The sequence below is a fragment of the Metallosphaera javensis (ex Sakai et al. 2022) genome (assembly GCA_021654415.1).
In the GTDB taxonomy this organism is placed as follows: Archaea; Thermoproteota; Thermoprotei_A; order Sulfolobales; family Sulfolobaceae; genus Metallosphaera; species Metallosphaera javensis.
Genome location: AP024487.1, coordinates 173646 through 197452, shown reverse-complemented (window position 1 = coordinate 197452; position 23807 = coordinate 173646). Strand labels below are relative to the sequence as shown.

Below are 23807 nucleotides of genomic sequence, written 5' to 3'. Positions count from 1 at the left end.
CCTAAACTCTCTTAAGCGTTATGCCACGATACTAATCTCATGAAAAAAGAGTTTCAGAGACTTCTCATTGACGTTAAGATTGCCAGGGGTAAAATAAGGCTATGGCAAAGCAGGCTCAGCTCTAGGGCAGAGCAGTTCAAGAGACTCTCAGCTAATAACGCGACAAGGTTCGCCACTCTTGCTGAACAGTACGCTAAGGAGTCGGAACAATTGGAAAACATACTCAATTACATGGAAAGGCTTGACATCCTTCTCGAGATGGTCGAACTTAAACTTGAGACCCTGACCTATATAGATTATATATCCCAGGACATGGTAAACCTAATGGAGGCACTGAAGGAGTTTAAGCGGCTAACTCCCCTCCTGAGTACGGAGCTGAGCATTCTCGTGGACGAGCTCTATTCCGGCTTCTATGCCTCGGTAGAGGTACCTGAATCCATGAGAATCAAGGCTAGGGAAGAGGCCAAGGCCATCCTCAAGGAGAGCGAAAATATAGTTAATAGTAGAAACAAGACTAGGGTAGGTACTCAAGCTTAAATATATATAGTTCTATATATAGTATGCAGAGTAGATCATCAAGAAGGATTCAGTTGACTGGCGGTTCCACTTACATCATATCCTTACCCAAGTCGTGGGTGAGACAACTATCCCTGAATCCTGGAGATGAAATCGAGGTAATTCAGGATAACAATTTCAGGCTTCTCCTTGTCCCTAAGGGAATTCCACAGGATACCAAGCAGAACAGGGCAACCATAACCTGCGAAAATCTGAGGCCTACCTTCGCGGTTAGGGAGTTCATTGCCTACTACATGGCAGGTTTCACGATAGTTTCGCTGATATGTCCCAAGATGAAGGCTGAAGAGAGGACTCTAGTCAAGGATAGTGTAAGGAAGAGACTTCTTGGCGCAGAGGTTATAGAGGAGGACAACTCTAACCTCACGGTTCAGTTCTTGGTTAACGAAAAGGATCTACCCATATCGAGGGCCATAAACAGGGCTGCCGTGATCACTCAAAACATGTTGAAGGACACATTGGACGCCCTGAGGAACAACGACGGGGAGATGGCCAAGGAGGTCCAGGAGAGGGATGATGAGGTGGACAGATTCTACTTTTACGTAGCCAGACAATTGACACTCAGTATCAGCTCATTTGAGATACTGGAGGAAGAGGGGTATAACGCAACCCAGATAGTGGATATTTACTCTGCAGTTAAGTCCATTGAGAGGATTGCAGATCACGCCAGCAGAATCTCAAGTCTGGCCCTAGAAATTGGACCTCAAACACCTCAACCAATCTTGGACTTTGGGAGTAAGGTTCTTGAGGTTTACAAGGAATCTACTAGGGCATTCCTGAACGGAAAGAGGGAGATAGCCAACAAGATCATAGACCAGGATTACGAGCTTGCCATGGAGCATAAAAAGGTGACGGAGGCCATCTTTAGGTCAAGTGAGAGCACTAAACCTTCCCTCCTACTTGTCACGGATTCCTTCAGAAGGGTCAGCAGGTACTCCCTTGATTTGGCTGAGACAACCATAAACCTGCTCGCCAAGACTAAGGCGGTAGAGTCCTAGAGCCTGTTCAAGGACATTACGAGATTCGGTGCCCTAAACGAGTTGTAAGCCTTGGTTAGTTCCTCGAGCGTTTTAGCCTTCTTGACCTTGCTAGCTAGGTCAAGTAATGAATCTCTGTCCTCTAGGGTGTAGGGTCCATTTCTATATAGGATGAGGGCACATTCGGGATTCATGACCCCTATGCTGAAGTAGCCCTTTATGAGCAGATTATCTGCGGTCTCCAGATCTGGATTCGAGAAGAGGCATATTCCTGGATGGGTGTGGGCTGACGTGACACCATGGGGCATGGGTAGACTCACCCTGTTCTCCTCTCCCTCGAAAATAACGTATTCCCCCGTATCCAGCGTGAACGAAATGAACTCCACGCCGTTACCCATGGTCTTCTTGGAGTAATCCATGAATACCTGTTTAAGGAAATTCAGGTGTGCCATATAGATCTCGCGATAGAGTATGCTGTAGGGATACGGCCCCTTCCCGCTCTTAACTCCCTCCACTGGAACCTCAGAGAAGAGATCCTCCAGGTCAGTGGTGCACACTACATCGTTTTCCTCGAAAATCTCCTCTGCCCTGTTCACCAGCGAGGAAAGTTTGGCCAGCCTGACGGAGGTATCATGAACCCCTATCTTTTGCTCCTTCACAGGAACTCAGGACCTCCTCCTGTGTTCTCACTATCTCCTCCACCCTCTTGATGGGGTCGGGAGACTGATAGATGCTCCTGCCCACTATCTCGTAATCGGCACCATGACATAGGGCCACTCCAGGCTTAGCCCCCTGAGCACCCACACCAGGGGATATCACCACTTTATCTGGAAAGTCGCTCTTTACCCTTGAGATCATAAATGGTCTGGTAGCTGGTGCCACAAAACCCCTTGGATTCACCTTTCTGGCCACTTCCCTCAGGTAGGGGTAGAAGGCGTCATTCCATCCAGGATGGGACATGGACAGCACAAGGAATAGATCCACCTTCTGACTAAGTGGTGCAAGACCCCCCTCCACACCCACAAAGGCGTGGGCTATGAAGGAGTTGGCCACGTCCTTCAGTTCATCCGCAATCAACAGCATCGTGTTGTCTATGTCAGCAAGTTTCAGATCGAGTATTTTCATCCCTTCAACAAGGTCCATGAGTTCCTTAACTCTCCCTTTGCCCAGGGAAAGAAGGAGGGGCCATCCCACCTTAATCCCCGCCACTTTACCGTTAAGTTTCCTTAAGGTTTCCTCGGGAACGGGAGAATCTAGGGAAAGGATAACCCTGTTCACTTAATTCCACCTAGATATTCCTCGATGAGTTTTCTTTCACTCTCACTCAAGGTACTGGAGACAGACCGCAGGATGTCACTTATCTTAAACACGGAGATGAACTCTATTCCAAGATCCCTCAACTTTTCAGATGCTCCTTCCTCCCTGTCCACAATCACCAGTGCTCCCACCACCTTACCGCCACTCTTGGTTATCTCCACCGACGCCCTCTCCAGGGATCCCCCCGTGGTGGCCACGTCATCAACCACCAGAACCTTTCTACTGGAAACCTCTCCTTCCACCAGCTTATCCGTCCCGTGCCCCTTCTTCTCAACCCTTACGTAACCCATGGGTACGTTCATCTTACATGCCAGAAAAGAAGCTAGGGGTACACCTCCCGTCGCCACACCCATTATGAAATCAAACCCGACCTTCTCCACCTTCTTGATAGCCTCCTCCACTACCTGTCGAAATTCTGGGTAGCTTGGGAACCTCCTGAGGTCGATGTAGTAGGGACTGGTCTTCCCTGACGTTAGCACGAAGTTACCAATGAGGAGCAATTTTCTTCTCACTAAGACTTCTCCTATATCCATTGTAACCCAGTCTAGATACTAGGAAAAGAGTTTAAATATAGTTCGAATCAATAGTTTGAAGGGCATTACGTGAGAGATGTAATTTCGATCCTTGATTTTTCCAAGAGTGAGGTTCTAGAACTTTTCGAACTTACGGACGAAGTTCTCTCTGGCAAATTCAAGCCAAGGCTGGAGGGAAAGATAGTGGCGACGGCGTTCTTTGAGCCCAGCACCAGAACTGCATTGAGCTTCACCAGCGCGGCCCTCTCCGCCGGGGCAAAGGTTCTTGGATTCTCCTCGGACGAGGCCACGTCAGTGTCCAAGGGAGAGAACCTTGCAGATACCATAAGGATGTTGGAGAACTACGCTGACTGCATAGTGATGCGTCACAAACTGGATGGCTCAGCCAAGTTCGCCGCAGAAATCGCCAAGAAACCGGTGATAAATGCCGGGGATGGGAAAAGGGAACATCCCACCCAGGCCTTGATAGATATGTACACCGTGAGGAAACTGTTTGGGACCATGGAGGGTCTAACCTTTGGCTTCCTTGGAGATCTAAGATATGCTAGGACGGTAAACAGCATGTTAAGGATACTTACCATGTTTAGGCCCAGGATGGTGTACCTGATATCCCCTCCACAGCTAAGGGCCAGGGCAGAGATCTTGGAGGAGTTAAACTACCCCGTCAAGGAATTGACCGACGTTAGGGACATCATAGGGGAACTGGACGTGCTTTACGTCACGAGAATACAGAGGGAGCGGTTCTTGGACGAGGATGAATATGAAAAGGTAAAGGAAAGTTACCGTCTCGAGTACAGGACTGTGGAGAAAATGAAAAGGGATTCCGCCATTCTGCATCCCCTTCCAAGGGTTTCAGAGATAGATAGAAGGATTGATTCCATGCCACAGGCAAAGTACTTCCTTGAGGCATCCTACGCCGTTCCCCTGAGATCAGCGTTACTCCACGAGGTAATGGCCGGTGATTGAGTTGAAAAGCGGTCTCATAGTGAGCAAGATAAGGAACGGGACAGTCATTGATCACATACCTGCAGGAAGGGCATTAGCTGTCCTCAAGGTCCTGGGAATAAAGGGGATAGAGGGGTACAGGATAGCGCTAGTGATGAACGCTGAAAGCTCCAAGATGGGGAAGAAGGATATCCTGAAGATAGAGGATCGGGAGATAGAGGAGAAGGAGGCGGAATTGATCACCTTAATTGCTCCGGACGCCACGATCAACATCATCAAGGACTATGAGGTGGTGGGGAAGAGGAAGCAGGAGATACCCCAGGAGGTAGTGGGACTGCTGAGATGTACCAACCCCTCATGTATTACCAACAATGATGTGGAGGCGGTAACTAGGTTCAGAACCATAAAGAGGAAACCTCTCCAGCTGGCATGCGAGTACTGCGAAACCAGGCTCACGGAAGATGAGGTAGTGAGGCAGATTCTGGGATGATCTCCAGAGTCCTAGAGTATCACCGGGAGGGAAAGTCCACTAGGTTCTTGCTGGAGTATCATGGAAGGCCACCTAAACCAGGACAGTTCCTGACCGTGATAGCACCGGGGGAGAAGGAGATTCCCCTGGGGGTATCAGACTACAGGGATGGAGAGGTAGAGGTATACGTGGATTCCAAGGGTCTGGCTCAATGGTTAATTGAGAGCAAGAGTGTGTTAGTTGATGGACCTTTTGGTAGACCTCTGAAACTGGGAAACACTAGGGCAATCTCCACAGGGGAACTTTACCACGACGTTCTCTACCCTCTCAGGGAGGCAAGGAGGATGGGTTTTGACGTTGGACTTGAGTGCATTGACGAATGCGATGCCAACTTTCCCTCGGGAAGGAGGGAGCATTGGGATCTGGTCATAGCCTCTGTCCCGAAGGAGAGGATTAGGGATCTCCCCCCAGGAACGCTGGTTTACGTTAGATGGGTTAAGATGAACTGTATGAACGGCGTTTGCGGTGTATGTCAGATAAAGGGAAACCTAGCCTGTGTAGAGGGACCGTTCCTTGAGGTTGAGAGAGTTGTGGATTAAGGGAAAGCTGTTCCTTGGGGAGATAGTGGAGGGATGTGTGGGATTTGATAGAAGGATAAGAGAGGTGAGGAAGGAATGCAAACCCGATCTGAAGCTACCTGAGGACTCAATCATAGTTCCGGCTGGGGTTGACATGCACGTTCACTTGAGGGGACTTCAGCTTTCCTATAAGGAAACTGTGACCTCTGCAACCTCCGAAGCGGTGTACGGCGGTATCGGAGTTGTGGTGGACATGCCCAACACCCTGCCAGTTATCAACAGCGAGGAGACAATAAAGCTCAGGCTTGCCGAACTGGCCAATCACTCCAGGTGTGATTACGGTATTTACTCGGGCGTCACTAAGGAGAACGTGGATAATCTGCCAATAGCTGGGTATAAGGTGTTCCCGGAGGACCTGGAAAAGGAGGAAGTTCAGAGGGTGTTCTCTTCACCCAAACTAAAGGTTCTTCACCCTGAGATTCCCATGTCCCTTCGCCCGGGGAGGGGAAACAGGCGACTGTGGCAGGAACTTGCCTCCCTCTTCCTGATCAGGGGAAAATTCCATATAACCCATGTGAGCAATCTTGATACCTTGAGAATAGCGAGGACTCTGGGCTACACCACAGATCTTACAATGCACCATCTGCTTGTGGATGGAGAGAGGGACTGCCTTTCAAAGGTGAACCCTCCCATTAGGGACGTAACGGAAAGAAGGAGGCTGTTCTCAGCCCTGTTTGAGGCGGACGCAGTGGCTAGCGATCATGCTCCCCACTCGAGCTGGGAAAAGGGTCTGCCCCACGAGCTCTGTCCCCCGGGAATACCCGCCATGTCCTTTACGCTCCCCTTCATTTACACCCTAGCGTTCAGGGGTGTCCTCCCCATTTCAAGGGCAGTTGAGCTCACAGCTATGGGCCCAAGCAGAATCCTGGGTATTAAGGCAGGCGAAATAAGGGAGGGTTACCTGGCCAATTTCACGATCCTGAGAAAGGAGAGGTGGAGGTATTCCACCATGTACAGTAAGGCTATACATACCCCACTGGACGGATTTGCCTTGGACGCAACGGTGCACGGCACAGTAGTGGAGGGGAAAGTTGCCTACCTAGACGGACACTCTTATCCTGTGAGGGGGTCAAATGTATTCGATGATACTGGCAGGAGTTGAACTGGAGGATCCCTTCATTATCGCCTCAGGGATAATTCCTGACGTTCCCGAGTACATGACTCGAGTGTGCAAACAGTATAGACCATCTGCCATAACCACGAAGACCTTCACCCTCAACCCACTGGAACCCCACAAGCCTCCAACCCTGATCAGGGTGGGCGACGGATGCTACATGAACGCCATAGGCCTTGGAAATCCGGGAATACGGGAACTGAAACCGGTGGGATGTAAACTGTTCGTTAGCGTCGGGGGCTCATCCAGGGAGGAGATCGTGAAGACGTCATCCTTGGCTAACGAGCTGGCTGAACTCATTGAGATCAACGTGAGCAGTCCTAACAGGAGGAGCTATGGGGCTGATATGGCCCAGTACGTCAGGGAAATCGTGAAGGATGTTAAGAGCGTGACCACCAGACCGGTATTCGTTAAGTTGGGCCCCTGGGATAACGTTCTGGAGCTAGCTGGGAGGGCTCTTGAGGGAGGAGCGGATGGTCTAACTCTCATTAACACACTTAAGGGAATGAAGGTGGACGTGTTCAGTGGGAGGCCGATCCTCAGCTACGGAACAGGGGGCATATCAGGCAGGTGCATTCACCCCCTTGCAGTCAGGATCATACACGATGTATACAAGGAGTACCAACCCGAGATCATAGGGATGGGAGGAGTTTTCTCGGCCGAGGACGCGCTGGAACTCATGGAAGTGGGAGCGAAGGTGGTGGGTTTGGGAACCCTGATCATTGATCGGGGATTAGAGGCCTTCGCGTCCCTTAGACAGGAATTTCACAGGTTGGTTCAGGAGATGGGAATAAATCCAAGTAAAGTAATAGGATCAGCAGTGAAAAAATGACAAGGATAAACATGAAGGGAAGGGATATGGAGAACCTAGTATTCCTGGGGAGGGTAAAGACTGTGAACGTGGAGTTCTGCAACGAGAGCAAAACCATGGCCAAGGTCGTGGCTACACTGGACACAAGCGAGGAGGTAGAGACGGAGTGCATTCCCATTAGGGCTGCAGGAAAAATCTCAACTGTGATGAAGCACTATCTAAGGTTAGGAGTGGGAAATTATATAATTAAGGAAGGAGAAGTGAGTGGAAACGTGGATATGGAGGGAGGAGATGAGGATGAAACTCAGAATTGATAAGTTACCCAAAACTGACGAGGATATAGAGGAAATACAGAGAGAAGTTGAAAGCTCTCATCAACACGAACATGAGCACCATCACCACGAGGAGTCAGACCTAGAGTCCATTCTTGGAGAACTTTACATGAACTATCAGAGCCTAGACTCCAAGACCAAGGAGCTGGAGGAGGAGAACGCCAAACTCAGGAAGGAGATTTCCACACTTTACAGGATATTGTCTCACGTCGTGGTAGCCCTTTCCACCAATAACGAGGAAGAAAAGCGTAATGCTTTAAGTGAGATCCTTTCTGTACTAGACAATGATAATAGATAGCGTCCTAGTAATTGCGATAAAAGTTTTTGCGGTTATGGACCCGTTCTCAATCATACCCTACATTCTATCCATCTTTGAGGAAGCAACTCAGGGAGGAGAGAACATGAAGTGGTCCTACCTCGTTAACAAGGTTGAGGTCGCGGTTGTAGTTCTTCTGCTTCTCTTCTCCGTAATAGGGAGATTCATACTAGAATTCTTGGGAATACAGCCCTATTCCCTGGAGATAGGAGGCGGAATCTTGCTCGTTTACCTGGGAATAGATACTCTAGGCGGGTTTCAACAACTTAAGTTCCTCTCCAAGCGACTTGAGGAGGCCGTGGTCACCCCCATTGCAACGCCTCTAATAGTGGGTCCTGGTACCATGACCGCCCTGGTTTCCCTCTCCGTTCAGAACAGTATACTTGAACTGGCCATAGGCAGTCTAATAGCTGCACTCCTCACCTACTTAGTCCTCATGATGGGCCCTCTCCTCATTAAGATCCTTGGGAGAACAGGAACAGTTGCCGCTGGTAGGTTTACTGCAATAATAATAGCTGCCTTTGGAGTGCAGTTAATTATCCAGGGTATATCACAGGCAAAGGTTGCATGACAATTCCTTCGGAGAATAAAAATTTTTTAATTAGAAATCAGATTGATCGGAGGGTTTCATGTCAAACAATGGAAGAAAGAAAGTTGAGTTAGATACAGTTGACAGGAGGTTACTTATTGAACTGTTGAGGGACTCTAGAGTCAGCCTGAGGAGACTCTCCGAGGAGATGAGTGTATCCCCCGCTACACTTCATAACAGGCTGACCAGACTTGTCCAGGAGGGTGTGATCAAGGGATTCACGGCCCTCGTGGACTATACCAAACTCGGTTACTCACTTTCTGCAATCATCATGGTGAAGGTGAGTGGAAAATACCTTGTGGAGTTTGAAAAGGAGATTGCAAATACTGACAATATCGTCGCGGTTTACGATGTTGTTGGTGAATATGATGTAGTCCTTATTGCCAAGTTTAGAAGCGTTGAGGATCTTGACGTTTTCCTAAAACAGCTCCTGAAGAACAGCAAGGTGGAGAGGACTTACACCAGTATTGTCCTTAATGCAGTTAAGGAGGACCCAAGGGTAAGGATTTGAGCCAGCTCAGATCTCATTTTTAACATTTATTTTCATTTTTGTGACCAAAATTCTCTCAAAATCACGTATGCCCAAAATCCTTAAATAGGAATCCCAGGGCTTACCTATTATATGGTGTTTTGATTGAAGTTCTGTCCTAAAGATGGTGGCATAATGCTACCTGCCAAGAAGGGGGACAAGGAAATACTGAGATGTAAAAAGTGTGGATATGAGGAACCGCTGGACAAAAAGACCAAGAAGGCCTATCAAATAAAGGAGGATAAGTCCAAGTCCGGGAAAGTGTTGACCACGTCCATTGTGAGCGAGAAGGAAGGGAGAAGAAGAGAGGACGACGAATGGGAGCAGGAAAGGGAGGAGTACTATAAGGAGATTGGTTTGGATCTACTGAGAGATGAACTTGAGGGTTCAGAGGAACACGAGGAAGAATAGGATCCTAGCATTCAAGATTTTCTGAAATCACGGCTTTACATTAGGCATTGTATCTTGATTTAGATTATAAGTCTGCTAGATAATATAACTTCATACCACTCGTTGAATGGTAACTTTAACACCGTAAACATTATATTAGCAATCTCATTATTCATTGACTTATGAGAATTTCGGAAACTACGAACAAATATTTGCTGAGGAGAGGTAGTACGGAACTTTTCATTGAGGAGGTAAAGAATGAGAAGGGCGAAAGGTTTTTTTCCGTGAGCCTCATCGGAAGGACTAAACTGGCGAATGGGGATGAATGGACCCTTAACAAGGACGACTACAAGGTTGTGGACAGGAACAATGCGGATGCAGACCTGAAGAAGCTCCTCCAAACACTGAAATAGGAGGGGAAAGTGATGGAGAACTTTGACTTCATCCTAACAACAGACCGCTGTTTGATGACCAATCACCACGGTAAGGAATTCCTAGGCTTCCTAGGAACAGGACCTGCTGTGGGAGTTCCTGAATCTGCGTGGAAGTGGCTGGCCTGTCCAAAGATGAAGACAGACGAGATCGGCAGGCCATGGGAAGCCCCCTACGGAATGAGAAAAGTTGAGGCAAAGCTCATAGAGGAGGGATTCAAAGCTGCAATAATAGATCCCGACCACCTAGCGCCTCACCTCAAGAACGCCAAGGCCCTCATGTTCTCCCATCACGACTACTTCGCGTTTGGACCACCGTCTTCCACATGGTGGGGTATAACTAAGCAGGAACCAGTGAATTACAAGAGCTTCCAGGAGCTGATTAACAAGCCCGAGGTTCAGGAGGCCAAGAGGAGAGGCGTAAAGATGATAGCTGGAGGTCCATCCGTCTGGCAATGGCTTTGGAGAGAGGACATGATAGAGAAAGTTGGCATCGATACGTTGGTTGATGGTGAGGCAGAGAGGGTCATTGGTAAGCTGGCTCAAATGATCCTAGATAATGAGGACCTTCCTAGATACATGTATGTAAGCGGAGAGGACGTACCCGGTATAGAGGACATCCCAGACATCAAGGGTGCCAGCGTTAACGGTCTCATTGAGATAATGAGAGGATGTGCTAGATCTTGCAGATTCTGCTCAGTTACTCTGAGACCCACCAGATACTATCCTCTGGAAAAAATAGAGAGAGAGTTGCAGGTAAACGTCAGGGCTGGGGTTAGACATGGTGTGATTCACAGTGATGACGTCCTGTTTTACGGCGCGGTGGGTATACTTCCAAGGCCAGAGCCACTGATCAAGCTCCACAAGATGGTAAAGAAATACTATAAAACAATAGCCTGGAGTCACGCAAGTCTGGCTGCCATAAGGTTCTCCGAGGAGAAGTATGGTCTCATCTCCAAGTTATCTGAGATCATATACGAAAACGGGTCGCAAAACTATCTGGGTGTAGAGGTAGGTATAGAGACTGGATCTCCCAGGCTGGCGAAGGAGATAATGCCAGCTAAATCTGCTCCATACAAGCCCGAGAGCTACCCTGAGACTGTTGCTGAAGCCTTCAAAATAATGCACGAGCATAACATAATCCCTGCGGGTACCATGATAGTTGGGTTACCTGAGGAGAAGGAGGATGACGTCATTAGAACCATTGAGTTAGTGGATAATCTGAAACCATTCAGGAGCATACTGGTGCCCATGTTCTTCGTTCCCATGGGCTACTTCAAGAACAAGGACTGGTTCACAAGAATCCAGTTGAGTCCCTCCCACATCGAGCTGTACAAGAGAGTGTTCTGGCACGACGTTTACTGGGCTGAGAACATCCTGAACAGCTTCTACATGAAGGGGCCAGTTTACTTCCCCGTCAGAATGATACTGAAGCTGTTCCTGAGAGTGGCAAAAAGAAGAATGAAACAGGTTGAGGCATGGTTAGAAAGCCAGATGAAGGCTTAACCCTTTTTTCTTGGTGTTATGTAATCCTTAGGAGCTTTCTGGAACCTTTCAAGATAGGGTCTCAATACTCTGGGTATCAGCACTGAACCGTCCTCCATCTGATTGTTCTCAAGAATTGCAGTAATGGCTCTGGTCGTGGCTACTGCGGTACTGTTGAGGGTGTGTACAAATCCCTTTCTGTTCTTCTTCCTGTCCACGAACCTTATCTTCATCCTGAACGCCTGCCAGTCCGTGCAATTGCTACAGCTAACCATTTCCCTGAACTTGGCCTGTGCGGGCATCCAGACCTCCAAGTCATATTTCTTTGCGGCGCAGGCTCCAAGGTCTCCTGAGGCAATATTCACTACCCTGTATGGTAACTCTAGGCCCTGAAATATCTGTTCGGCATTGCCTAGAAGTTCCTCATGGAATTTCCAGCTCTCCTCTGGTAAGGAGAAGACGAATTGTTCAACTTTATTGAACTGATGAACCCTGAATATTCCCTTAAGATCCTTGTTAGCTGCACCTGCCTCCTTTCGGAAAGCTGGACTTAGACCTACGTACTTCAGAGGGAGTTTTTCAGCCTCTATCTCCTCCTTAAAGTAGAGTGCGGCTATGGGATGCTCTGCCGTAGCTATGAGGTAAAGGTCTTCTCCCTCAATCTTGTATATTGCATCCTTGAATGTGTCAAGATCGATCACGGACTGTATCACCTCTCCCCTCAACATGTAAGGTGGAATTACCAGCGAGTAACCCTTGGAAGTTATCACGTCCAGTGCATAGGCTATGAGGGCCTGTTCCAGCCACGCGACATCCTCGAAAAGGTAATAGAACCTAGATCCCGCCACCTCCCCGGCCTTCACCGTATTCCCCAGTTTCAGTACACTCTCCAGTTCGTCAGCATGACCAACGGGCTTGAATTTGATTACCTCATACTCGGGGTTAAGACCCTTAACCTGAGATAGAAACTCGTTCACATCCTTCTCATAAACTCTGAACTTACCCCATACCTTGATGGGCAAATTATATGAATCGTCCGGTCCCACGGGAACGCTCTCATGAACCACATTGGGTAAGGTTCTCAGGATGTTGTCCCTTTCCTCCTCTATGCTCTTTAGTTCCTTCTCCTTTGCCTCAATTGTTGCGAGTAGCCCTCTTGCCTCCTCTATCTTCTTTTTCCTCTCATCGGGAGAGAGCCTCGGAATCTGGGAACTGACCACATTATGCTCATGTCTGAGTCTCTCCACTTCCTGAAGTATTGCCCTCCATTTCTTGTCTAGCTCCACAGCCTTCTCCGCCAGTTGAGGATTTACGTTCCTCTTCCTTAGACTATCAATTAGTGCATCTGGATTGTTCCGTATTAGCTCAAGTAAACTCCAAGACACAACTGAATAAAAAGATGGGAGGTTTTATCTTCTATGGCGAAGAGGAAGGATATCAACTCCTCATTCAAGGAATTCATCTTCAAGAAACGAAAACACGTGTTAGGATCCCTGATTCTGAGATGTGTTCTGCTCCTCTGAGGGAAGTCCATAGGTCTGGATCCACATCTCCACAATATCGTAACCATATAGCTTCTTGAACTTCTCCCTTCCCTCAACGCTCATCTTCAAAGGACTCCACTGGGTTTCCATATCTATGTCCACGTCCACGTTTCTTGCAGGTACTGTCTCCTTAACCACTTCCTGAACTGTGTAAACCAAGTCGTCCACAACTGGGCAACCGGGTGCGGTAAGGCCCAGCTTAAGGTAAACATCTCCCTCATCTGAGATCTTAAGGTCATAAATCAGACCCAAGTTCACTATATCCACAGGAATTTCTGGATCATATACCTCTTTCAAGGCTTCCATCAGTTTCTTAGTCCATTCCTCTTTGTTAACTGTTTGTGTACTCATGTTAATCACAATACATTGTTAGCGTGGGTTTTATTCTTTTTTTCCTAAAAACCTTCTATTTCTAATTGTCTGAGAATGTTAAAATCCCTATTCCTTTAAGAAATTGGAGGAATCCCTGTAGAAACACGTCCTATTTCCTGTGTGGCAGACCGGTCCTCCTGACTTCACTAGGGCAATGACGGCATCGCCGTCGCAGTCTATCCTGAAGTCCTGCAGGTACTGAAAGTTCCCCGACGTTTCTCCCTTAAGCCATAACCTGTTTCTGGAAAGGGACCAGAAGTGCACCAATCCGGTGGTCAGAGTCAGGATAACAGCCTCCCTGTTCATGTTCCCCACCATGAGAATCTCCCTGGAATCTGCGTCCTGTAGAACAGCAATCACGGTGTTCATCTCGTGCCTATAGTTCAGCTTAGAGGCTATGGCCTCAGCAGTGTTCCTGTCGAATTTCATGTTTTCAGCCACCTTTTCAGGTTCTGGAAGAAGATCTTTCCTGTCTCCCCGCTCTTCTCTGGATGGAACTGAGTCCCTGCAACCTCTTCACTGCACACGAGCGCAGGAAACTCCACGCCGTAGCGACTCGTCATGGCTGCAGGGTAAGATGTGTATGCCACATAGCTGTGAACGAAGTACGCATATCTCCCGTCAAGCCCCTCGGAGAGAGAACAGGGGTTCCGCTCTGTGATCCTGTCCCATCCTATGTGAGGTAATTTTGGGGCATGCTTGATGAGGTCAACCTGACCAGGCAGCCAAGCCAGTCCCTTCGTTTTACCACCCTCATTACCCTCCTCAAACATGATCTGCATACCCAGGCAAACTCCCAGGAACTTCACCCCATTCCTCCTGAGATCGTTGAGCGTGCTTTCCCACTTTCTCATGAAATTTCCCACCGCCGAAAACGCCCCAACACCGGGCAGAACCAGGAGGTCTGCATCCCTGGGTTCGCCGGATATCTCCACAGTGAAGTCCGCCCTCCTTAGACCTGCGGAAATACTGAATAGGTTCCCCACACCGTAATTAAGAATCAGGGCCTTCATTTCATCCTCCTCCTCAACTCCTCTCTCACCTCATCCAGGGATATTCCCTCCAGGGCAAGGAGTACCAGAAGATGATAGAGCAGGTCAGCAGTCTCACTTACAACCCTTTCCCTCCCCTCAGCCAGCGACGCGACAACCACCTCAACTGCTTCCTCTCCCACCTTCCTGGCCACATATCCCTTTCCCTTTCTGGCAAGGGAGGCGGTATAACTTCCCTCCGGCATATCCCTAAGTCTCTGGCCTATAACCGCTGATAACTCCTCCAAAATGTCACTCATATCTTACACCTATGCTCCTTGCGTGGTTCCTGAAACCCTCATACTCTGCCAGTATCTCAGCTGCCTTGACCAGCCCCCTGTCTGCCCTCTCTGCGTTGACGTAGGACACTGGCTTCAGGAAGTCGTAAACTGTGACCCCTCCCCTGAACCTAGCCCATCCATTGGTGGGAAGTATATGGTCTGGGCCAGCAGAGTAATCTATCAGGGCAGGAGGTGTATTTCCAAGGGTTACTGCCCCCGCGTTCTTAACTAAATGAAGAAGTTCCCTAGACCTCGACGTGTAAAGCGAGAGATGTTCTGGAGCCAGCTGGTTTGCCAATTCCACTGCCTTTTCCAGGGTCTCAGTCCTTACCATGTAGTATTCGTTTTCGTCACCAAGAAGCTCGCCAACCTTATTCAGGAGTTCCTCGGAGGTAGACATCAACACAAGGAAAGAGGAAGAACCGTGTTCTCCCTGAGCCATGAGGTCCAGCGCAACGCTTTTGGGATCCGAGGTCTCATCGGCTATCACCACCAGCTCCGTCGGCCCTTCTATACCATCTATCCCTACCTCCTTGCTTACAATATATTTTGCGGCTTGAACGTAAATATTACCCGGTCCCACAATCTTATCCACCTTGGTTACACTCTCTGTCCCAAAGGCCAGCGCCGCAATCGCCTGTGCCCCGCCCACTGGGTAAATCCTCTTAACCTTCAACTTCGTCGCGATGTAAGCAATGGCAGGATCAAGTTCATCCTTCACAGGGGTAGCCACATGTATCTCCTCCACCCCCGCGATCTTGGCGGGAATACCGGCCATCATGAGTGTAGAGGGGTAGGACTTTTTCCCTCCAGGAACGTAAATCCCCACCCTCTGTAGAGGTCTCCAAAGTACTCCATACTCAACGTTTTTGCTTCCACCGCCTAGACTGGGAGGCATTATCAATTCGTGGAAAGAGACCAGCTGGTCCCAGATCTCATCTATGGCCCCCTTAACCTCGGGTGGAACCTTGGAGGCTGCGCTGGTCACTTGGGCCTCGCCAAGCACAAGTTCATCTAGTTTGACGCCATCAAATTGCAGGGCAAACTCCCTCAATGCTCGATCCCCCTCCTTCCTAACCCTTTCCGTTATCTCATTTACCTTCTCCAGAACCTGAGAGAAGGATTGAACTCTCCTTGTTGGAAGTTCCCTCTTTATCACGTTCTCACCTCTATTCCTGCCACTTTTAAATAATCCTTCAGATCCCTTATCCTGATCACACCATCGTGAAATATTCCCGCAGCCAGGGCAGCGTCCGCTCCTGCCTGCTTAAAGACTGAAAGGAAGTGATCTGGTTTTCCAGCCCCTCCGCTGGCTATTACAGGGACATTGGTCATACTAACTACTGCCCTGGTGAGTTCCAGGTCATATCCGTCCCTGGTTCCGTCCCTATCGATGCTGGTGAGGAGAATTTCACCCGCTCCCAATTCCTCAACCCGTTTAGCCCATTCCACTGCATCCAGACCTGTGTCCCTGGTCCCGGACCTGGTGAACACTCTCCAGCCTTCTCCCAACCGCCTGGCATCTATTGCCACAACAACAGCCTGAGCTCCAAACTCCCTTGAAGCCATGGAGACCACGGAGGGATTCTCCACAGCAATGGTGTTCAAACTAACCTTGTCCGCACCATTGGACAGCAGGTTGGATACGTCCTCTACGCTTCTTACACCTCCTCCTACTGTCAGAGGGATTGAAAGCACACTGGCTGTTTCCCTCACCTTTTCCAAGAGGGTCCTCCTACCCTCTACCGTGGCCGAGATGTCCAGAAATACGATCTCATCAGCTCCCTCCTCCTCATATCTGGAGGCCAGCTCTGCGGGATCTCCCTTTGATTTCAGATCCACGAATCTGACCCCCTTTACCACCTTACCGTCCTTTACGTCAAGGCATGCTATTATTCTCCTTGTGGTCATAGTGATCCCTTTGTGCTTCTTATTTCCTCTCCCTGAATGGAACAGGCCTCTCCAAGGGCTAGACCAGCTCCCTTGAAGGCAGCCTCCACAATGTGATGTTCGTTAACCCCATCTAGTTTCCTCACGTGCAGTGTTATCCCGGCATTGGTTGCAAACGACCAGAAGAAATGGGCCACGTTTTCGGTGGATAGATCTCCTATCTTCTCCCTCTTCAGGTCAAGGGTGGTGGAGGCATATCCCCTCCCTGATACGTCGACTGCAACCAGAACCAGGGCCTCATCCATTGGAACAACAGTGTTGGAGAACCTCCTGATACCTCTCCTATCTCCCAGTACTTCCCTGATGGCCTGTCCCAAGGTGATCCCCACGTCCTCCACTATGTGATGATCATCGTAACCCAGTTTATCCTCACCCACGATAGTTGCGTCGGCACCCATGTAAAAGAGCATGGAGTGAAGCATGTGGTTGAAAAAGGGAACTGGAGTCTTCACCTCCACCTTTCCTTCTCCGTCAAGTTCCAGCTTGATTTGGACCTTCGTCTCCTTTGTTTCCCTGATCTTCTCCACGTACCTAGACACTTATCACACCTCTTAACACTCCAGTGTATAGGGACATTCCAACTATCGCGAAATCGAATCCCATCCTATCGAGTTCCCTGAGATCCTGAATTGAGCCTATCCCGCCAGCGTACCCTTTCTCTCCTCGGATCAGTTTTGCGTAACTCCCCACGTTCAAGTCTATCCCCCTTCTTGTTCCCTCATTGCACACGTATGTGAAGATCACTCCCCTAACCCCTAGGGAATTAACGTGGGAAATAGCCTCCTCCAGGGATGTGGCCGACTCATTCCAGCCCCTTATCAGCACCCTGTCATCACAGTAGTCCACAGATATCAGCACCCTGTCCTCATAGCCCTTTACAACTCTTCTGAATGTATAGGGTTGTGTGAAGGCCAGAGTGGACATGACCACCTTGGTTGCGCCTGCTGAGAGAAATCTCTCCAGCCTGGACCTGTCCCTAATACCACCACCGACCGAGACCTCTGAAAACCTCCTCATGACCCTCTCCATCACCTCAACGTTATCTCCCTTTCCCTCGGCTGCGTCAAGATCCACCAGGTGAACCGAGATGTAACCCATTTCCCGCAATTCTTCAGCTATCTTGATTGGATCCCCGAGTACCAGCCCCGTCCCATCCTTTCCCCTGACCCTCTTTACCGCCATTCCCCTGCTAATGTCTATACTGGGCACAACCCTCATTTTATCACCTTCTCTATGTTGACCACCACTATATCCCTGGCACCTGCAGTCTTCGCCTTAGCTATTACCTCAGGTAACATATCCTCGTCGGTAACTGTCACAACTTCCCACGCGTTTGAATTGCTCAGCTTGGAGATTGCGGGGGCTAACATCGCGGGAAGGGAGGAGACCACTGCCCTAAGGTTAATATCGTCAACGTTCATAAAGATCATCTTCTTTCCCCTTGCGCTCAGTGCTCCCTTCATCATGGTCAGAACAAGATTTATCCTGTCAGCCTCCTCAGATTTTATCCAGTTCTTGTTTCCTATGACCAGCGCATAACTCTCGCTGACCACATCAATGGCTTTGAGTCCGTGAAGCTTCAGGGTAGTCCCGGTGCTGGTGACGTCTATAATGGCGTCAGCCGCCCCGAGGGAGGGCATTATCTCTGCAGCTCCGCTGATCTTCACAAGCCTGGCCGAGATCCCCTTTCTCTCAAGGTAGCTTCTGGCTATGTTGTGATACTTGGTTGCTATTCTCACATTCTTGGGCATGTCCCTTGGATCCTCTATGTTCCACGCCGTGGGAACGGCCAGCACAAGTTTGGATTTTCCAAAGTCAAGCTTCACCAGTTCCTCGACGTCTGCCCCAGACTCCATCACGTAGTCTAGACCCGTTATCCCCAGGTCCACTGCCCCGGTCTCAACTATGTTGGGTATATCCTCTGTCCTTATGGTCACCAACTGTACCCCTTCCCAACTGGTGGGCACCATGAGGGCCCTGTCGTCGTTGGCCATGGGCTTAATTCCCACAGAGTTCAGGAACTGCAGGGCTGGACCCTGTAACCTACCCTTGTTCGGTATTGCTATTTTCAAGCACTTCACCCAGCTTATCCAGGAATATTCTGCATTGCTCTCTTGTCCCCACTGATACCCTATAAAATCCCCTCACCGGATTTCTAATGGCCACTCCCCTCTTCATCAGGGGCTCCACAAGCTCTCCAGAATGCCTGAAGAGGAGGAAGTTTGTGATGGACCTGTAGGTCTTCATTCCTAGGGAAACAAGCCCACGATATAGCTCCTCCCTATTCTCAGAAATCTCCTGAGCGATCCTTCGAGCATACCCTGGGTTCTCCAGTGCAGTTATCCCGGCAACCAGGGAAGGAAGTGCCACATCAAAGGGTGTAGATCCCTTCTCCAGGGCCTTCACCACATCCCTGTTGGCTATTAGATAGCCTACCCTGAAGGAGGCAAGGGAGAATGCCTTACTCATGGTCCTCACTATCATGAGGTTCGGATACTTGGACACCAGCCTGGAGGCGGTGTAACCTGAAAACTCGTAATATGCCTCGTCTAGAAGCACAATCCCCTTGGTGGTCTCCACCAGTTCCCTTAACCTTCCTTCATCCCCCATTATCATGGGAGAACCCGTTGGATTGTTGGGATCGTCAATTGCGACCAAGCGAGCGTCCCTGACCTCTTTAACCAGTTTCTCCCAATCTTCCTTCCACCAGTCCCCTTCCTCCTTGAGGGGCACCCTGACCTGATTCAATCCCCTGAAGGAGGAGTAAACGGAGTACATACTGTAACTGGGGTGGTTCAGCACAACCCTATCCCCTGGCATGGACAGGTTAAGAAACACAGACCTTATTGCCCCATCTCCGCCCGGAGTCGGGAAAATCTCCTCTGGTTCCACCCTATTGTATTCAGCGGCAAGCTCCTTGAATCTCTTTGTGAGATCCGGATGCTGATACCTGTTTCCTTGGACTAGGTATTTCTTCACCGCATCGAGAACGAAATCGGGAGGTGAGTAGGGAGACTCATTGAGGTGTAACCTTATCCCGTCCTTAATATCCGAGAAATCGTACTCTTTTGCTTCCTTTAACCATGGATATATAATATCCTTTACATCGGTTGGTGCAATAAGAATCCCTCGGAAGAATAGTTTTTAACCTGTTTTAAGCTTTTTCCATTACATGTTTCTGGAGGAATTGGCCTCAGGAAAGCACCTCATAGTTTCTTATTACTATACTGCTAGTCTCACCATCACCCTCACATTGGCCAGACTACTTAGGCAGAGGGGCGAGGAGGTGTGCATAATCAACGAGGATAGAATAAGGTGGAACCTAGCCCCCTTCCCGGTGGACCTAAAATGTGGGCCAAGATCTGTGAACCTAGTTTTCGATGCCATGTCTGAGAGTGAGGTTCCCTCAAGTTACCTTCTCGTAACCTCAAGCAGACACCTCAGATTGCCTAGTGCCAGGGAGTTCAAGCTGACCAGAATCAATGATGGAATCTACATGGCTACGGGTGAAGGTACAAAGTTCCTCTTTAAGGTGAGCAACGCAGGGGTGGAAGACGTGGATTACGAGAAGTCAAGTGTTCTCTCAGTGTTGGAGGATTTCGGTGGGACTGCCCTGCTGGGGGAACTGGTGGATGCAGCCTCGCAAAGGCTGAAAATGCCCAAGGAGCAGGTTAGGGAGGAAATAGCGTTTCTGATCAGGATAGGAAAAGTAAGGACACGGAAAAACGTTATTGAAATAGTTAAGCCCCGGTTCTACTAGTCATTTCACCAGTATGGCAGGCCTGTAGGGCAGTGCTTCCTTGTTAATTTTCTGCCTCACTTCCTGAGTGTAGGGAAGAACCTCAACTTCCAAGTTCAGCTTATACCTCAAGAATGGTACACCCTTTCTCGTGACGTCCATTTCATTTACGTTGGAGAGCACTAATCTCTTCACCGTTTCCGGCATTTCAGTCACATACTGCATAATCCTCTGAAGCGTCCTTGCCTCTTCCTTGCTCTTGGGGGTATTCATTTGCATGAAATCCTTCATTGTTCCGCCCTTGCTTAGCACGTCTAGGGCGCTCTTCACAACCTGGTTCAGGCTTCCGTCGTGAACGTACAGCACCACTGCCGAAGGTTTGCCCTTATATACGTTGAGGATTGCCCTGATATCCTCTATTAACAGCTTGTGATATTCATGTTCCAGTTCCACCTCATCATTGATCTTATTGAAATCAGGGGTAGGCCAAGACTCCAGGGATAGGAATGTATTGTGACCCATCTGGTGCCACATTTCCTCGGTAAGGTGTGGAGCGAAGGGAGACATCAACTTTGTCCAGGTCTCCACCACTTCCCTGATCACGTCGTTGTTATACTCCCTGGACTCGGACCTCACCATCTCCAAGTATTCGTTAATATAGGACGACAGATTGAAGAGTAGCTCATTGATAACTTCCCTGAACCTCATGGACTCCATGAGAGGAGTCACATCCCTTACCAGTCTGTGCAACTTGGACCTCAACCACCTCTCTGGAGTTCCGTCAATTGAGGAACCACTGCGCATTTGCATGAGCTCGTAAAACCTCTTCAGGTTATCGGTAATTGCCCTCGCCCCGGCCTCGGTGAAGTTGGCGTCTGAGCTCATGTCCACGAGCGAGGAAAGGGCAATCCTGATTACGTCCGCTCCATAGGTTCTTATGGCCTTCCTGAGCGGGACTATGTTCCTCAGGGATTTACTCATCTTCTTTCCTTCGTACAGGATGAAGCCGTTAACCGCAACTCCCCTTGGCCACAGGTCCTCGGGGAATATACCGGCATGATTGAAGATAAAGAAGCTCAGGTGGTTTGGTATAAGATCTGGACCACTGTGCCTTAGATCCAGGGGATACCAGTATGTGAAATGTCTCCTCAGCTCCTGAAGGGCCTCGATTCCTATCTTGTTCCTCTCGGCCACAGCCTTCACGTCACCCTCCCCCAGTAGTATATAATCCCATGTCTCCTCAGTTAGCTGGGAGGGGTGCAGGCCAAATTCCCTCAGCTTATGCGAAAGTGTATAGTAAGCCATGTAAATCGTTGAGTCGGAGAGGCTCTCAATTATCCACTTCTTATCCCACGGAAGGGGTGTTCCAAGTCCCCTGGTTCTAGCACATGCCCTCTTCTGTAGCCAGTCGAGCGCGTACTCGAAGTCTTTCCTAGTCTCCTCAGGGATCACCCTCATGTTGGCCAGAAGCTTTTTGGCCTTGGCCTTCCATTCTGGATTGCCGTAGTCCAGGAACCACTGATCCTGGAGGATCTTCACCACCACCTCATTACCGCATCTGCAGTACACCGGCTTGTTCATGATCTCCAGAATCTTGGTGCCTGCCTTCCTCTGGAGGAGGAGGTCCGTGATCATCTTTCTTGCCTCAGGGACCTGTTTTCCCGCTATTGGGGAAAGTTCTGCTCTGAGTTCCTCCTTCACCAGCCTGAGAACATCGCTCCTCATGACGCCCTTGTTGTACTCGAGCCTGTATAGCTGTTCAGTGAGCTTCTTCAGGTCTGCGTCATTCTTGGGGTGGGATGACTCCACTAGCTCCTTCGCCGGCGACTCTCCCTGACCCTCCACTGCCACCACAGGTATGGGCTCGATGGAGACCTTTGCCTTCTTCAGGTAGTAATAATCAAAGGGAGCGTGAGCTGGAACGCTCATTACCACTCCCGTGGCAGTGGTAGGATCCACGAAGTCCGCCGGCAATACAGGGATCTCCTTTCCTGTGACGGGGTTAATTGCCGTGATTTTCAGAAGCTCTGACCCATTCACCTTCTCCAGAACCTTCACGTCTATCTGGAACTTGAGTTTCTCTGCGGCCCTCTCTGACACTATCACCCTCCTACCCCAGCTCTCCACCACAGCGTAAGTCGCCTTGGGATTTATCCAGACTGCCACTGCTCCAAAGATTGTCTCAGGCCTGAGGGTTGCAGCTGCAAGGGAACCCATCTTGGTCTCAAAGAATATCACCACGTATTCTCCAATCTCGGGCTCCATATCACCCTTGGTATCGTGCATTCCCACGGGCAGGTTATGAACAGGGCACCAGCCCACCGGATGGGTGTCCTTGACCACATATCCTTTCTTCTGTAACTTGGAGAACTGCCACACTATGAAGGCCGAGAAATGGGGATCTATTGTGGTGAACTCCCTCCTCCAGTCTATCGATAGCCCTATCTCCCTCATGGCGGCCTTAATTTCCTCCTTGAAGTAGTTGGCCATGAAGAGCGGATCCGATAGTTTGGGAATGACGTCTGGAGGTATCTCGTAAATGTTCCGAAATATATCAAGGAGATCCTTGTCGCCCTTGGCCACATCGTCGGCCATTGTTATGATGGGAGTACCGGTAAAGTGGAAACCCATGGGGAAAAGGACGTTGTAACCCCTCATCCTCATGAACCTAGCGTAAACGTCGCCCGTTACGTAGGTTCTACCGTGTCCCAGATGGAACGGGGAGTTGGGATAGGGGAACGCAACTGTTGTAAAGAACTTCTTCTGATCCCTTGGATCCGCCTCAAAAATCCTGTTCTTGCTCCACTCCTCCTGCCACTTCTTCGAGATCTCATTCAATAAATCTGTAAATTCCTGCGATGGAATCGTAATCACCAAAACCTATTTAAGAACAACTTTTTTAAGTTTATTAAATGTTCACCAAGGCTGGAGATAAGGGAGAGACCACTGTACCCAAGGGCAGAGTTGGCAAGGATTCGCCCCTTGTGAATTTCCTCGGAGACGTTGACGAGGCTAACTCCTTCATTGGCCTGGCCATCTCACGTCTTCCATGGGAGGATATGAAATCTGATCTTGAAAGAGTTCAGCTTGATTTATTCGCTCTGGGAGAGGACTGGAGCACGAGCTCAGAGAAGATAACCATGGAGAAGGTGAAGTGGTTAGAGGAGAGGACTGTGGCGTATAGGAAAGAAAGCGGTCCAGTGAAGCTTTTCGTTGTCCCCGGGGGATCGGAGGAGGCTTCCGTACTTCACGTGGCCAGGGCTGTGGTGAGAAGACTGGAGAGGAACGCAGTGAGATACTCGAAGGAGCTTGAGGTCAAGAATAAGACCACCATTGTTTACCTCAACAGGCTTTCCTCAATGCTGTTTTCCATGGCAATTGTTGCCAATCTCAGAAAGGGGGTTAGAGAAAGATATTACGACATAGGCAAGTACTTCTAGT

At 49.3% G+C, this 23807-nt stretch carries 31 protein-coding genes; 16 read left to right on the top strand and 15 right to left on the bottom strand.

The window, feature by feature from the left end; all coding sequences use genetic code 11:
- Nucleotides 1–39: 39 nt before the first annotated feature.
- Nucleotides 40–537 carry a cell division protein CdvB3 gene (cdvB3, locus tag QVC96_RS01160; protein ID WP_287689712.1) on the top strand — a complete coding sequence of 166 codons (498 nt, stop codon included), beginning with the start codon at nucleotides 40–42 and terminating at the stop codon, nucleotides 535–537.
- Nucleotides 538–560: 23 nt separating this feature from the next.
- Nucleotides 561–1571 (top strand): phosphate uptake regulator PhoU, encoded by a 1011-nt coding sequence (locus QVC96_RS01155; RefSeq protein WP_238025777.1) that lies wholly within the window; start codon nucleotides 561–563, stop codon nucleotides 1569–1571.
- On the opposite strand, the gene QVC96_RS01150 is transcribed toward QVC96_RS01155, so the two are convergent.
- From QVC96_RS01150 to pyrE, 3 genes are read right to left on the bottom strand one after another with little or no spacing between them, the layout of a single operon-like run.
- A complete protein-coding gene (locus QVC96_RS01150) occupies nucleotides 1568–2209 on the bottom strand; it encodes a hypothetical protein (protein WP_287689711.1) in 642 nt (213 codons plus the stop codon). The two genes, QVC96_RS01155 and QVC96_RS01150, sit on opposite strands and share 4 nt — an antisense overlap.
- Nucleotides 2181–2828, bottom strand: coding sequence for an orotidine 5'-phosphate decarboxylase / HUMPS family protein (locus QVC96_RS01145; RefSeq protein ID WP_238025780.1), 648 nt, complete (start codon nucleotides 2826–2828; stop codon nucleotides 2181–2183). Before QVC96_RS01145 ends, QVC96_RS01150 begins: the two co-directional genes overlap by 29 nt.
- Entirely contained in the window at nucleotides 2825–3400 is a 576-nt protein-coding gene (pyrE, locus tag QVC96_RS01140) for an orotate phosphoribosyltransferase (protein ID WP_238025781.1), read from the bottom strand. The genes QVC96_RS01145 and pyrE overlap by 4 nt, the downstream gene beginning before the upstream one ends.
- Before the next feature lie 69 nt (nucleotides 3401–3469).
- Here pyrE and pyrB point away from each other — a divergent pair, with 69 nt between their 5' ends.
- The 12 genes from pyrB (at nucleotide 3470) to QVC96_RS01080 (ending at nucleotide 11470) form a co-directional block, all read left to right on the top strand.
- Nucleotides 3470–4366 (top strand): aspartate carbamoyltransferase, encoded by an 897-nt coding sequence (gene pyrB, locus QVC96_RS01135; protein WP_238025783.1) that lies wholly within the window; start codon nucleotides 3470–3472, stop codon nucleotides 4364–4366.
- Nucleotides 4359–4835 (top strand): aspartate carbamoyltransferase regulatory subunit, encoded by a 477-nt coding sequence (gene pyrI / locus QVC96_RS01130; RefSeq protein WP_238025784.1) that lies wholly within the window; start codon nucleotides 4359–4361, stop codon nucleotides 4833–4835. The genes pyrB and pyrI overlap by 8 nt, the downstream gene beginning before the upstream one ends.
- A complete protein-coding gene (locus QVC96_RS01125; protein WP_287689710.1) occupies nucleotides 4832–5413 on the top strand; it encodes a 2-polyprenylphenol hydroxylase in 582 nt (193 codons plus the stop codon). The genes pyrI and QVC96_RS01125 overlap by 4 nt, the downstream gene beginning before the upstream one ends.
- Nucleotides 5403–6554 (top strand): dihydroorotase, encoded by a 1152-nt coding sequence (pyrC, locus tag QVC96_RS01120; protein ID WP_287689709.1) that lies wholly within the window; start codon nucleotides 5403–5405, stop codon nucleotides 6552–6554. Before QVC96_RS01125 ends, pyrC begins: the two co-directional genes overlap by 11 nt.
- Entirely contained in the window at nucleotides 6535–7398 is an 864-nt protein-coding gene (gene pyrD / locus QVC96_RS01115; RefSeq protein WP_287690534.1) for a dihydroorotate dehydrogenase PyrD, read from the top strand. Before pyrC ends, pyrD begins: the two co-directional genes overlap by 20 nt.
- The gene (locus tag QVC96_RS01110) at nucleotides 7395–7691 is read left to right on the top strand and encodes a hypothetical protein (RefSeq protein WP_287689708.1); all 297 of its coding nucleotides are present in this window, start codon (nucleotides 7395–7397) and stop codon (nucleotides 7689–7691) included. Before pyrD ends, QVC96_RS01110 begins: the two co-directional genes overlap by 4 nt.
- Entirely contained in the window at nucleotides 7675–8007 is a 333-nt protein-coding gene (locus QVC96_RS01105; protein WP_287690532.1) for a hypothetical protein, read from the top strand. The genes QVC96_RS01110 and QVC96_RS01105 overlap by 17 nt, the downstream gene beginning before the upstream one ends.
- Entirely contained in the window at nucleotides 7994–8596 is a 603-nt protein-coding gene (locus QVC96_RS01100) for a MarC family protein (protein WP_238025789.1), read from the top strand. The genes QVC96_RS01105 and QVC96_RS01100 overlap by 14 nt, the downstream gene beginning before the upstream one ends.
- 58 nt (nucleotides 8597–8654) lie before the next feature.
- Nucleotides 8655–9125 carry an Lrp/AsnC family transcriptional regulator gene (locus QVC96_RS01095; protein ID WP_238025790.1) on the top strand — a complete coding sequence of 157 codons (471 nt, stop codon included), beginning with the start codon at nucleotides 8655–8657 and terminating at the stop codon, nucleotides 9123–9125.
- Nucleotides 9126–9278: 153 nt separating this feature from the next.
- On the top strand, nucleotides 9279–9554 hold the full coding sequence (locus QVC96_RS01090; RefSeq protein ID WP_238025791.1) for a DNA-directed RNA polymerase subunit M: 276 nt from the start codon (nucleotides 9279–9281) through the stop codon (nucleotides 9552–9554).
- A 161-nt stretch (nucleotides 9555–9715) separates the two neighbouring features.
- The gene (locus tag QVC96_RS01085) at nucleotides 9716–9946 is read left to right on the top strand and encodes a hypothetical protein (protein WP_287689707.1); all 231 of its coding nucleotides are present in this window, start codon (nucleotides 9716–9718) and stop codon (nucleotides 9944–9946) included.
- Between the two features lie 12 nt (nucleotides 9947–9958).
- On the top strand, nucleotides 9959–11470 hold the full coding sequence (locus QVC96_RS01080; protein ID WP_287689706.1) for a B12-binding domain-containing radical SAM protein: 1512 nt from the start codon (nucleotides 9959–9961) through the stop codon (nucleotides 11468–11470).
- Here QVC96_RS01080 and serS read toward each other — a convergent pair.
- The 11 genes from serS to hisC form a co-directional block, all read right to left on the bottom strand.
- Nucleotides 11467–12834 (bottom strand): serine--tRNA ligase, encoded by a 1368-nt coding sequence (gene serS, locus QVC96_RS01075; RefSeq protein WP_238025794.1) that lies wholly within the window; start codon nucleotides 12832–12834, stop codon nucleotides 11467–11469. The genes QVC96_RS01080 and serS overlap by 4 nt on opposite strands.
- A gap of 99 nt (nucleotides 12835–12933) precedes the next feature.
- Nucleotides 12934–13344, bottom strand: coding sequence for a metal-sulfur cluster assembly factor (locus QVC96_RS01070; protein WP_238025795.1), 411 nt, complete (start codon nucleotides 13342–13344; stop codon nucleotides 12934–12936).
- Between the two features lie 87 nt (nucleotides 13345–13431).
- Complete coding sequence (gene hisI, locus QVC96_RS01065) at nucleotides 13432–13794, bottom strand: phosphoribosyl-AMP cyclohydrolase (protein ID WP_255776136.1); 363 nt, start codon at nucleotides 13792–13794, stop codon at nucleotides 13432–13434.
- Nucleotides 13791–14378 carry an imidazole glycerol phosphate synthase subunit HisH gene (gene hisH / locus QVC96_RS01060; RefSeq protein WP_287689705.1) on the bottom strand — a complete coding sequence of 196 codons (588 nt, stop codon included), beginning with the start codon at nucleotides 14376–14378 and terminating at the stop codon, nucleotides 13791–13793. Before hisH ends, hisI begins: the two co-directional genes overlap by 4 nt.
- Nucleotides 14375–14656 carry a phosphoribosyl-ATP diphosphatase gene (hisE, locus tag QVC96_RS01055; RefSeq protein ID WP_287689704.1) on the bottom strand — a complete coding sequence of 94 codons (282 nt, stop codon included), beginning with the start codon at nucleotides 14654–14656 and terminating at the stop codon, nucleotides 14375–14377. Before hisE ends, hisH begins: the two co-directional genes overlap by 4 nt.
- Entirely contained in the window at nucleotides 14649–15836 is a 1188-nt protein-coding gene (hisD, locus tag QVC96_RS01050; protein ID WP_238025798.1) for a histidinol dehydrogenase, read from the bottom strand. Before hisD ends, hisE begins: the two co-directional genes overlap by 8 nt.
- Nucleotides 15833–16588 (bottom strand): imidazole glycerol phosphate synthase subunit HisF, encoded by a 756-nt coding sequence (gene hisF, locus QVC96_RS01045; RefSeq protein WP_287689703.1) that lies wholly within the window; start codon nucleotides 16586–16588, stop codon nucleotides 15833–15835. The genes hisD and hisF overlap by 4 nt, the downstream gene beginning before the upstream one ends.
- Nucleotides 16585–17166 carry an imidazoleglycerol-phosphate dehydratase gene (gene hisBd / locus QVC96_RS01040; RefSeq protein WP_287689702.1) on the bottom strand — a complete coding sequence of 194 codons (582 nt, stop codon included), beginning with the start codon at nucleotides 17164–17166 and terminating at the stop codon, nucleotides 16585–16587. The genes hisF and hisBd overlap by 4 nt, the downstream gene beginning before the upstream one ends.
- Nucleotides 17159–17845: a 1-(5-phosphoribosyl)-5-((5-phosphoribosylamino)methylideneamino)imidazole-4-carboxamide isomerase gene (hisA, locus tag QVC96_RS01035; protein WP_287689701.1), complete on the bottom strand. Its 687-nt coding sequence runs from the start codon at nucleotides 17843–17845 to the stop codon at nucleotides 17159–17161. The genes hisBd and hisA overlap by 8 nt, the downstream gene beginning before the upstream one ends.
- Complete coding sequence (gene hisG, locus QVC96_RS01030; protein ID WP_287689700.1) at nucleotides 17842–18699, bottom strand: ATP phosphoribosyltransferase; 858 nt, start codon at nucleotides 18697–18699, stop codon at nucleotides 17842–17844. Before hisG ends, hisA begins: the two co-directional genes overlap by 4 nt.
- Entirely contained in the window at nucleotides 18671–19753 is a 1083-nt protein-coding gene (hisC, locus tag QVC96_RS01025) for a histidinol-phosphate transaminase (RefSeq protein ID WP_287690531.1), read from the bottom strand. The genes hisG and hisC overlap by 29 nt, the downstream gene beginning before the upstream one ends.
- 46 nt (nucleotides 19754–19799) lie before the next feature.
- On the opposite strand from hisC, the gene QVC96_RS01020 reads away from it, so the two are divergent.
- The gene (locus tag QVC96_RS01020; RefSeq protein WP_287689699.1) at nucleotides 19800–20387 is read left to right on the top strand and encodes a hypothetical protein; all 588 of its coding nucleotides are present in this window, start codon (nucleotides 19800–19802) and stop codon (nucleotides 20385–20387) included.
- On the opposite strand, the gene leuS is transcribed toward QVC96_RS01020, so the two are convergent.
- A complete protein-coding gene (gene leuS, locus QVC96_RS01015; protein WP_238025882.1) occupies nucleotides 20388–23204 on the bottom strand; it encodes a leucine--tRNA ligase in 2817 nt (938 codons plus the stop codon).
- Between the two features lie 74 nt (nucleotides 23205–23278).
- Here leuS and QVC96_RS01010 point away from each other — a divergent pair, with 74 nt between their 5' ends.
- Nucleotides 23279–23806 carry a cob(I)yrinic acid a,c-diamide adenosyltransferase gene (locus QVC96_RS01010; RefSeq protein ID WP_238025805.1) on the top strand — a complete coding sequence of 176 codons (528 nt, stop codon included), beginning with the start codon at nucleotides 23279–23281 and terminating at the stop codon, nucleotides 23804–23806.
- The last annotated feature ends 1 nt before the right edge of the window (nucleotide 23807 follow it).

Coding starts and splice junctions, on each gene's coding strand:
- cdvB3 (WP_287689712.1), top strand. CDS start 40: ATGAAAAAAGAGTTTCAGAGACTTCTCATTGACGTTAAGATTGCCAGG.
- QVC96_RS01155 (WP_238025777.1), top strand. CDS start 561: ATGCAGAGTAGATCATCAAGAAGGATTCAGTTGACTGGCGGTTCCACT.
- pyrE (WP_238025781.1), bottom strand. CDS start 3,400: ATGGATATAGGAGAAGTCTTAGTGAGAAGAAAATTGCTCCTCATTGGT.
- QVC96_RS01125 (WP_287689710.1), top strand. CDS start 4,832: ATGATCTCCAGAGTCCTAGAGTATCACCGGGAGGGAAAGTCCACTAGG.
- pyrD (WP_287690534.1), top strand. CDS start 6,535: ATGATACTGGCAGGAGTTGAACTGGAGGATCCCTTCATTATCGCCTCA.
- QVC96_RS01110 (WP_287689708.1), top strand. CDS start 7,395: ATGACAAGGATAAACATGAAGGGAAGGGATATGGAGAACCTAGTATTC.
- QVC96_RS01105 (WP_287690532.1), top strand. CDS start 7,675: ATGAAACTCAGAATTGATAAGTTACCCAAAACTGACGAGGATATAGAG.
- QVC96_RS01100 (WP_238025789.1), top strand. CDS start 7,994: ATGATAATAGATAGCGTCCTAGTAATTGCGATAAAAGTTTTTGCGGTT.
- QVC96_RS01095 (WP_238025790.1), top strand. CDS start 8,655: ATGTCAAACAATGGAAGAAAGAAAGTTGAGTTAGATACAGTTGACAGG.
- QVC96_RS01090 (WP_238025791.1), top strand. CDS start 9,279: ATGCTACCTGCCAAGAAGGGGGACAAGGAAATACTGAGATGTAAAAAG.
- QVC96_RS01085 (WP_287689707.1), top strand. CDS start 9,716: ATGAGAATTTCGGAAACTACGAACAAATATTTGCTGAGGAGAGGTAGT.
- QVC96_RS01080 (WP_287689706.1), top strand. CDS start 9,959: ATGGAGAACTTTGACTTCATCCTAACAACAGACCGCTGTTTGATGACC.
- QVC96_RS01070 (WP_238025795.1), bottom strand. CDS start 13,344: ATGAGTACACAAACAGTTAACAAAGAGGAATGGACTAAGAAACTGATG.
- hisI (WP_255776136.1), bottom strand. CDS start 13,794: ATGAAATTCGACAGGAACACTGCTGAGGCCATAGCCTCTAAGCTGAAC.
- hisH (WP_287689705.1), bottom strand. CDS start 14,378: ATGAAGGCCCTGATTCTTAATTACGGTGTGGGGAACCTATTCAGTATT.
- hisE (WP_287689704.1), bottom strand. CDS start 14,656: ATGAGTGACATTTTGGAGGAGTTATCAGCGGTTATAGGCCAGAGACTT.
- hisF (WP_287689703.1), bottom strand. CDS start 16,588: ATGACCACAAGGAGAATAATAGCATGCCTTGACGTAAAGGACGGTAAG.
- hisA (WP_287689701.1), bottom strand. CDS start 17,845: ATGAGGGTTGTGCCCAGTATAGACATTAGCAGGGGAATGGCGGTAAAG.
- QVC96_RS01020 (WP_287689699.1), top strand. CDS start 19,800: ATGTTTCTGGAGGAATTGGCCTCAGGAAAGCACCTCATAGTTTCTTAT.
- QVC96_RS01010 (WP_238025805.1), top strand. CDS start 23,279: ATGTTCACCAAGGCTGGAGATAAGGGAGAGACCACTGTACCCAAGGGC.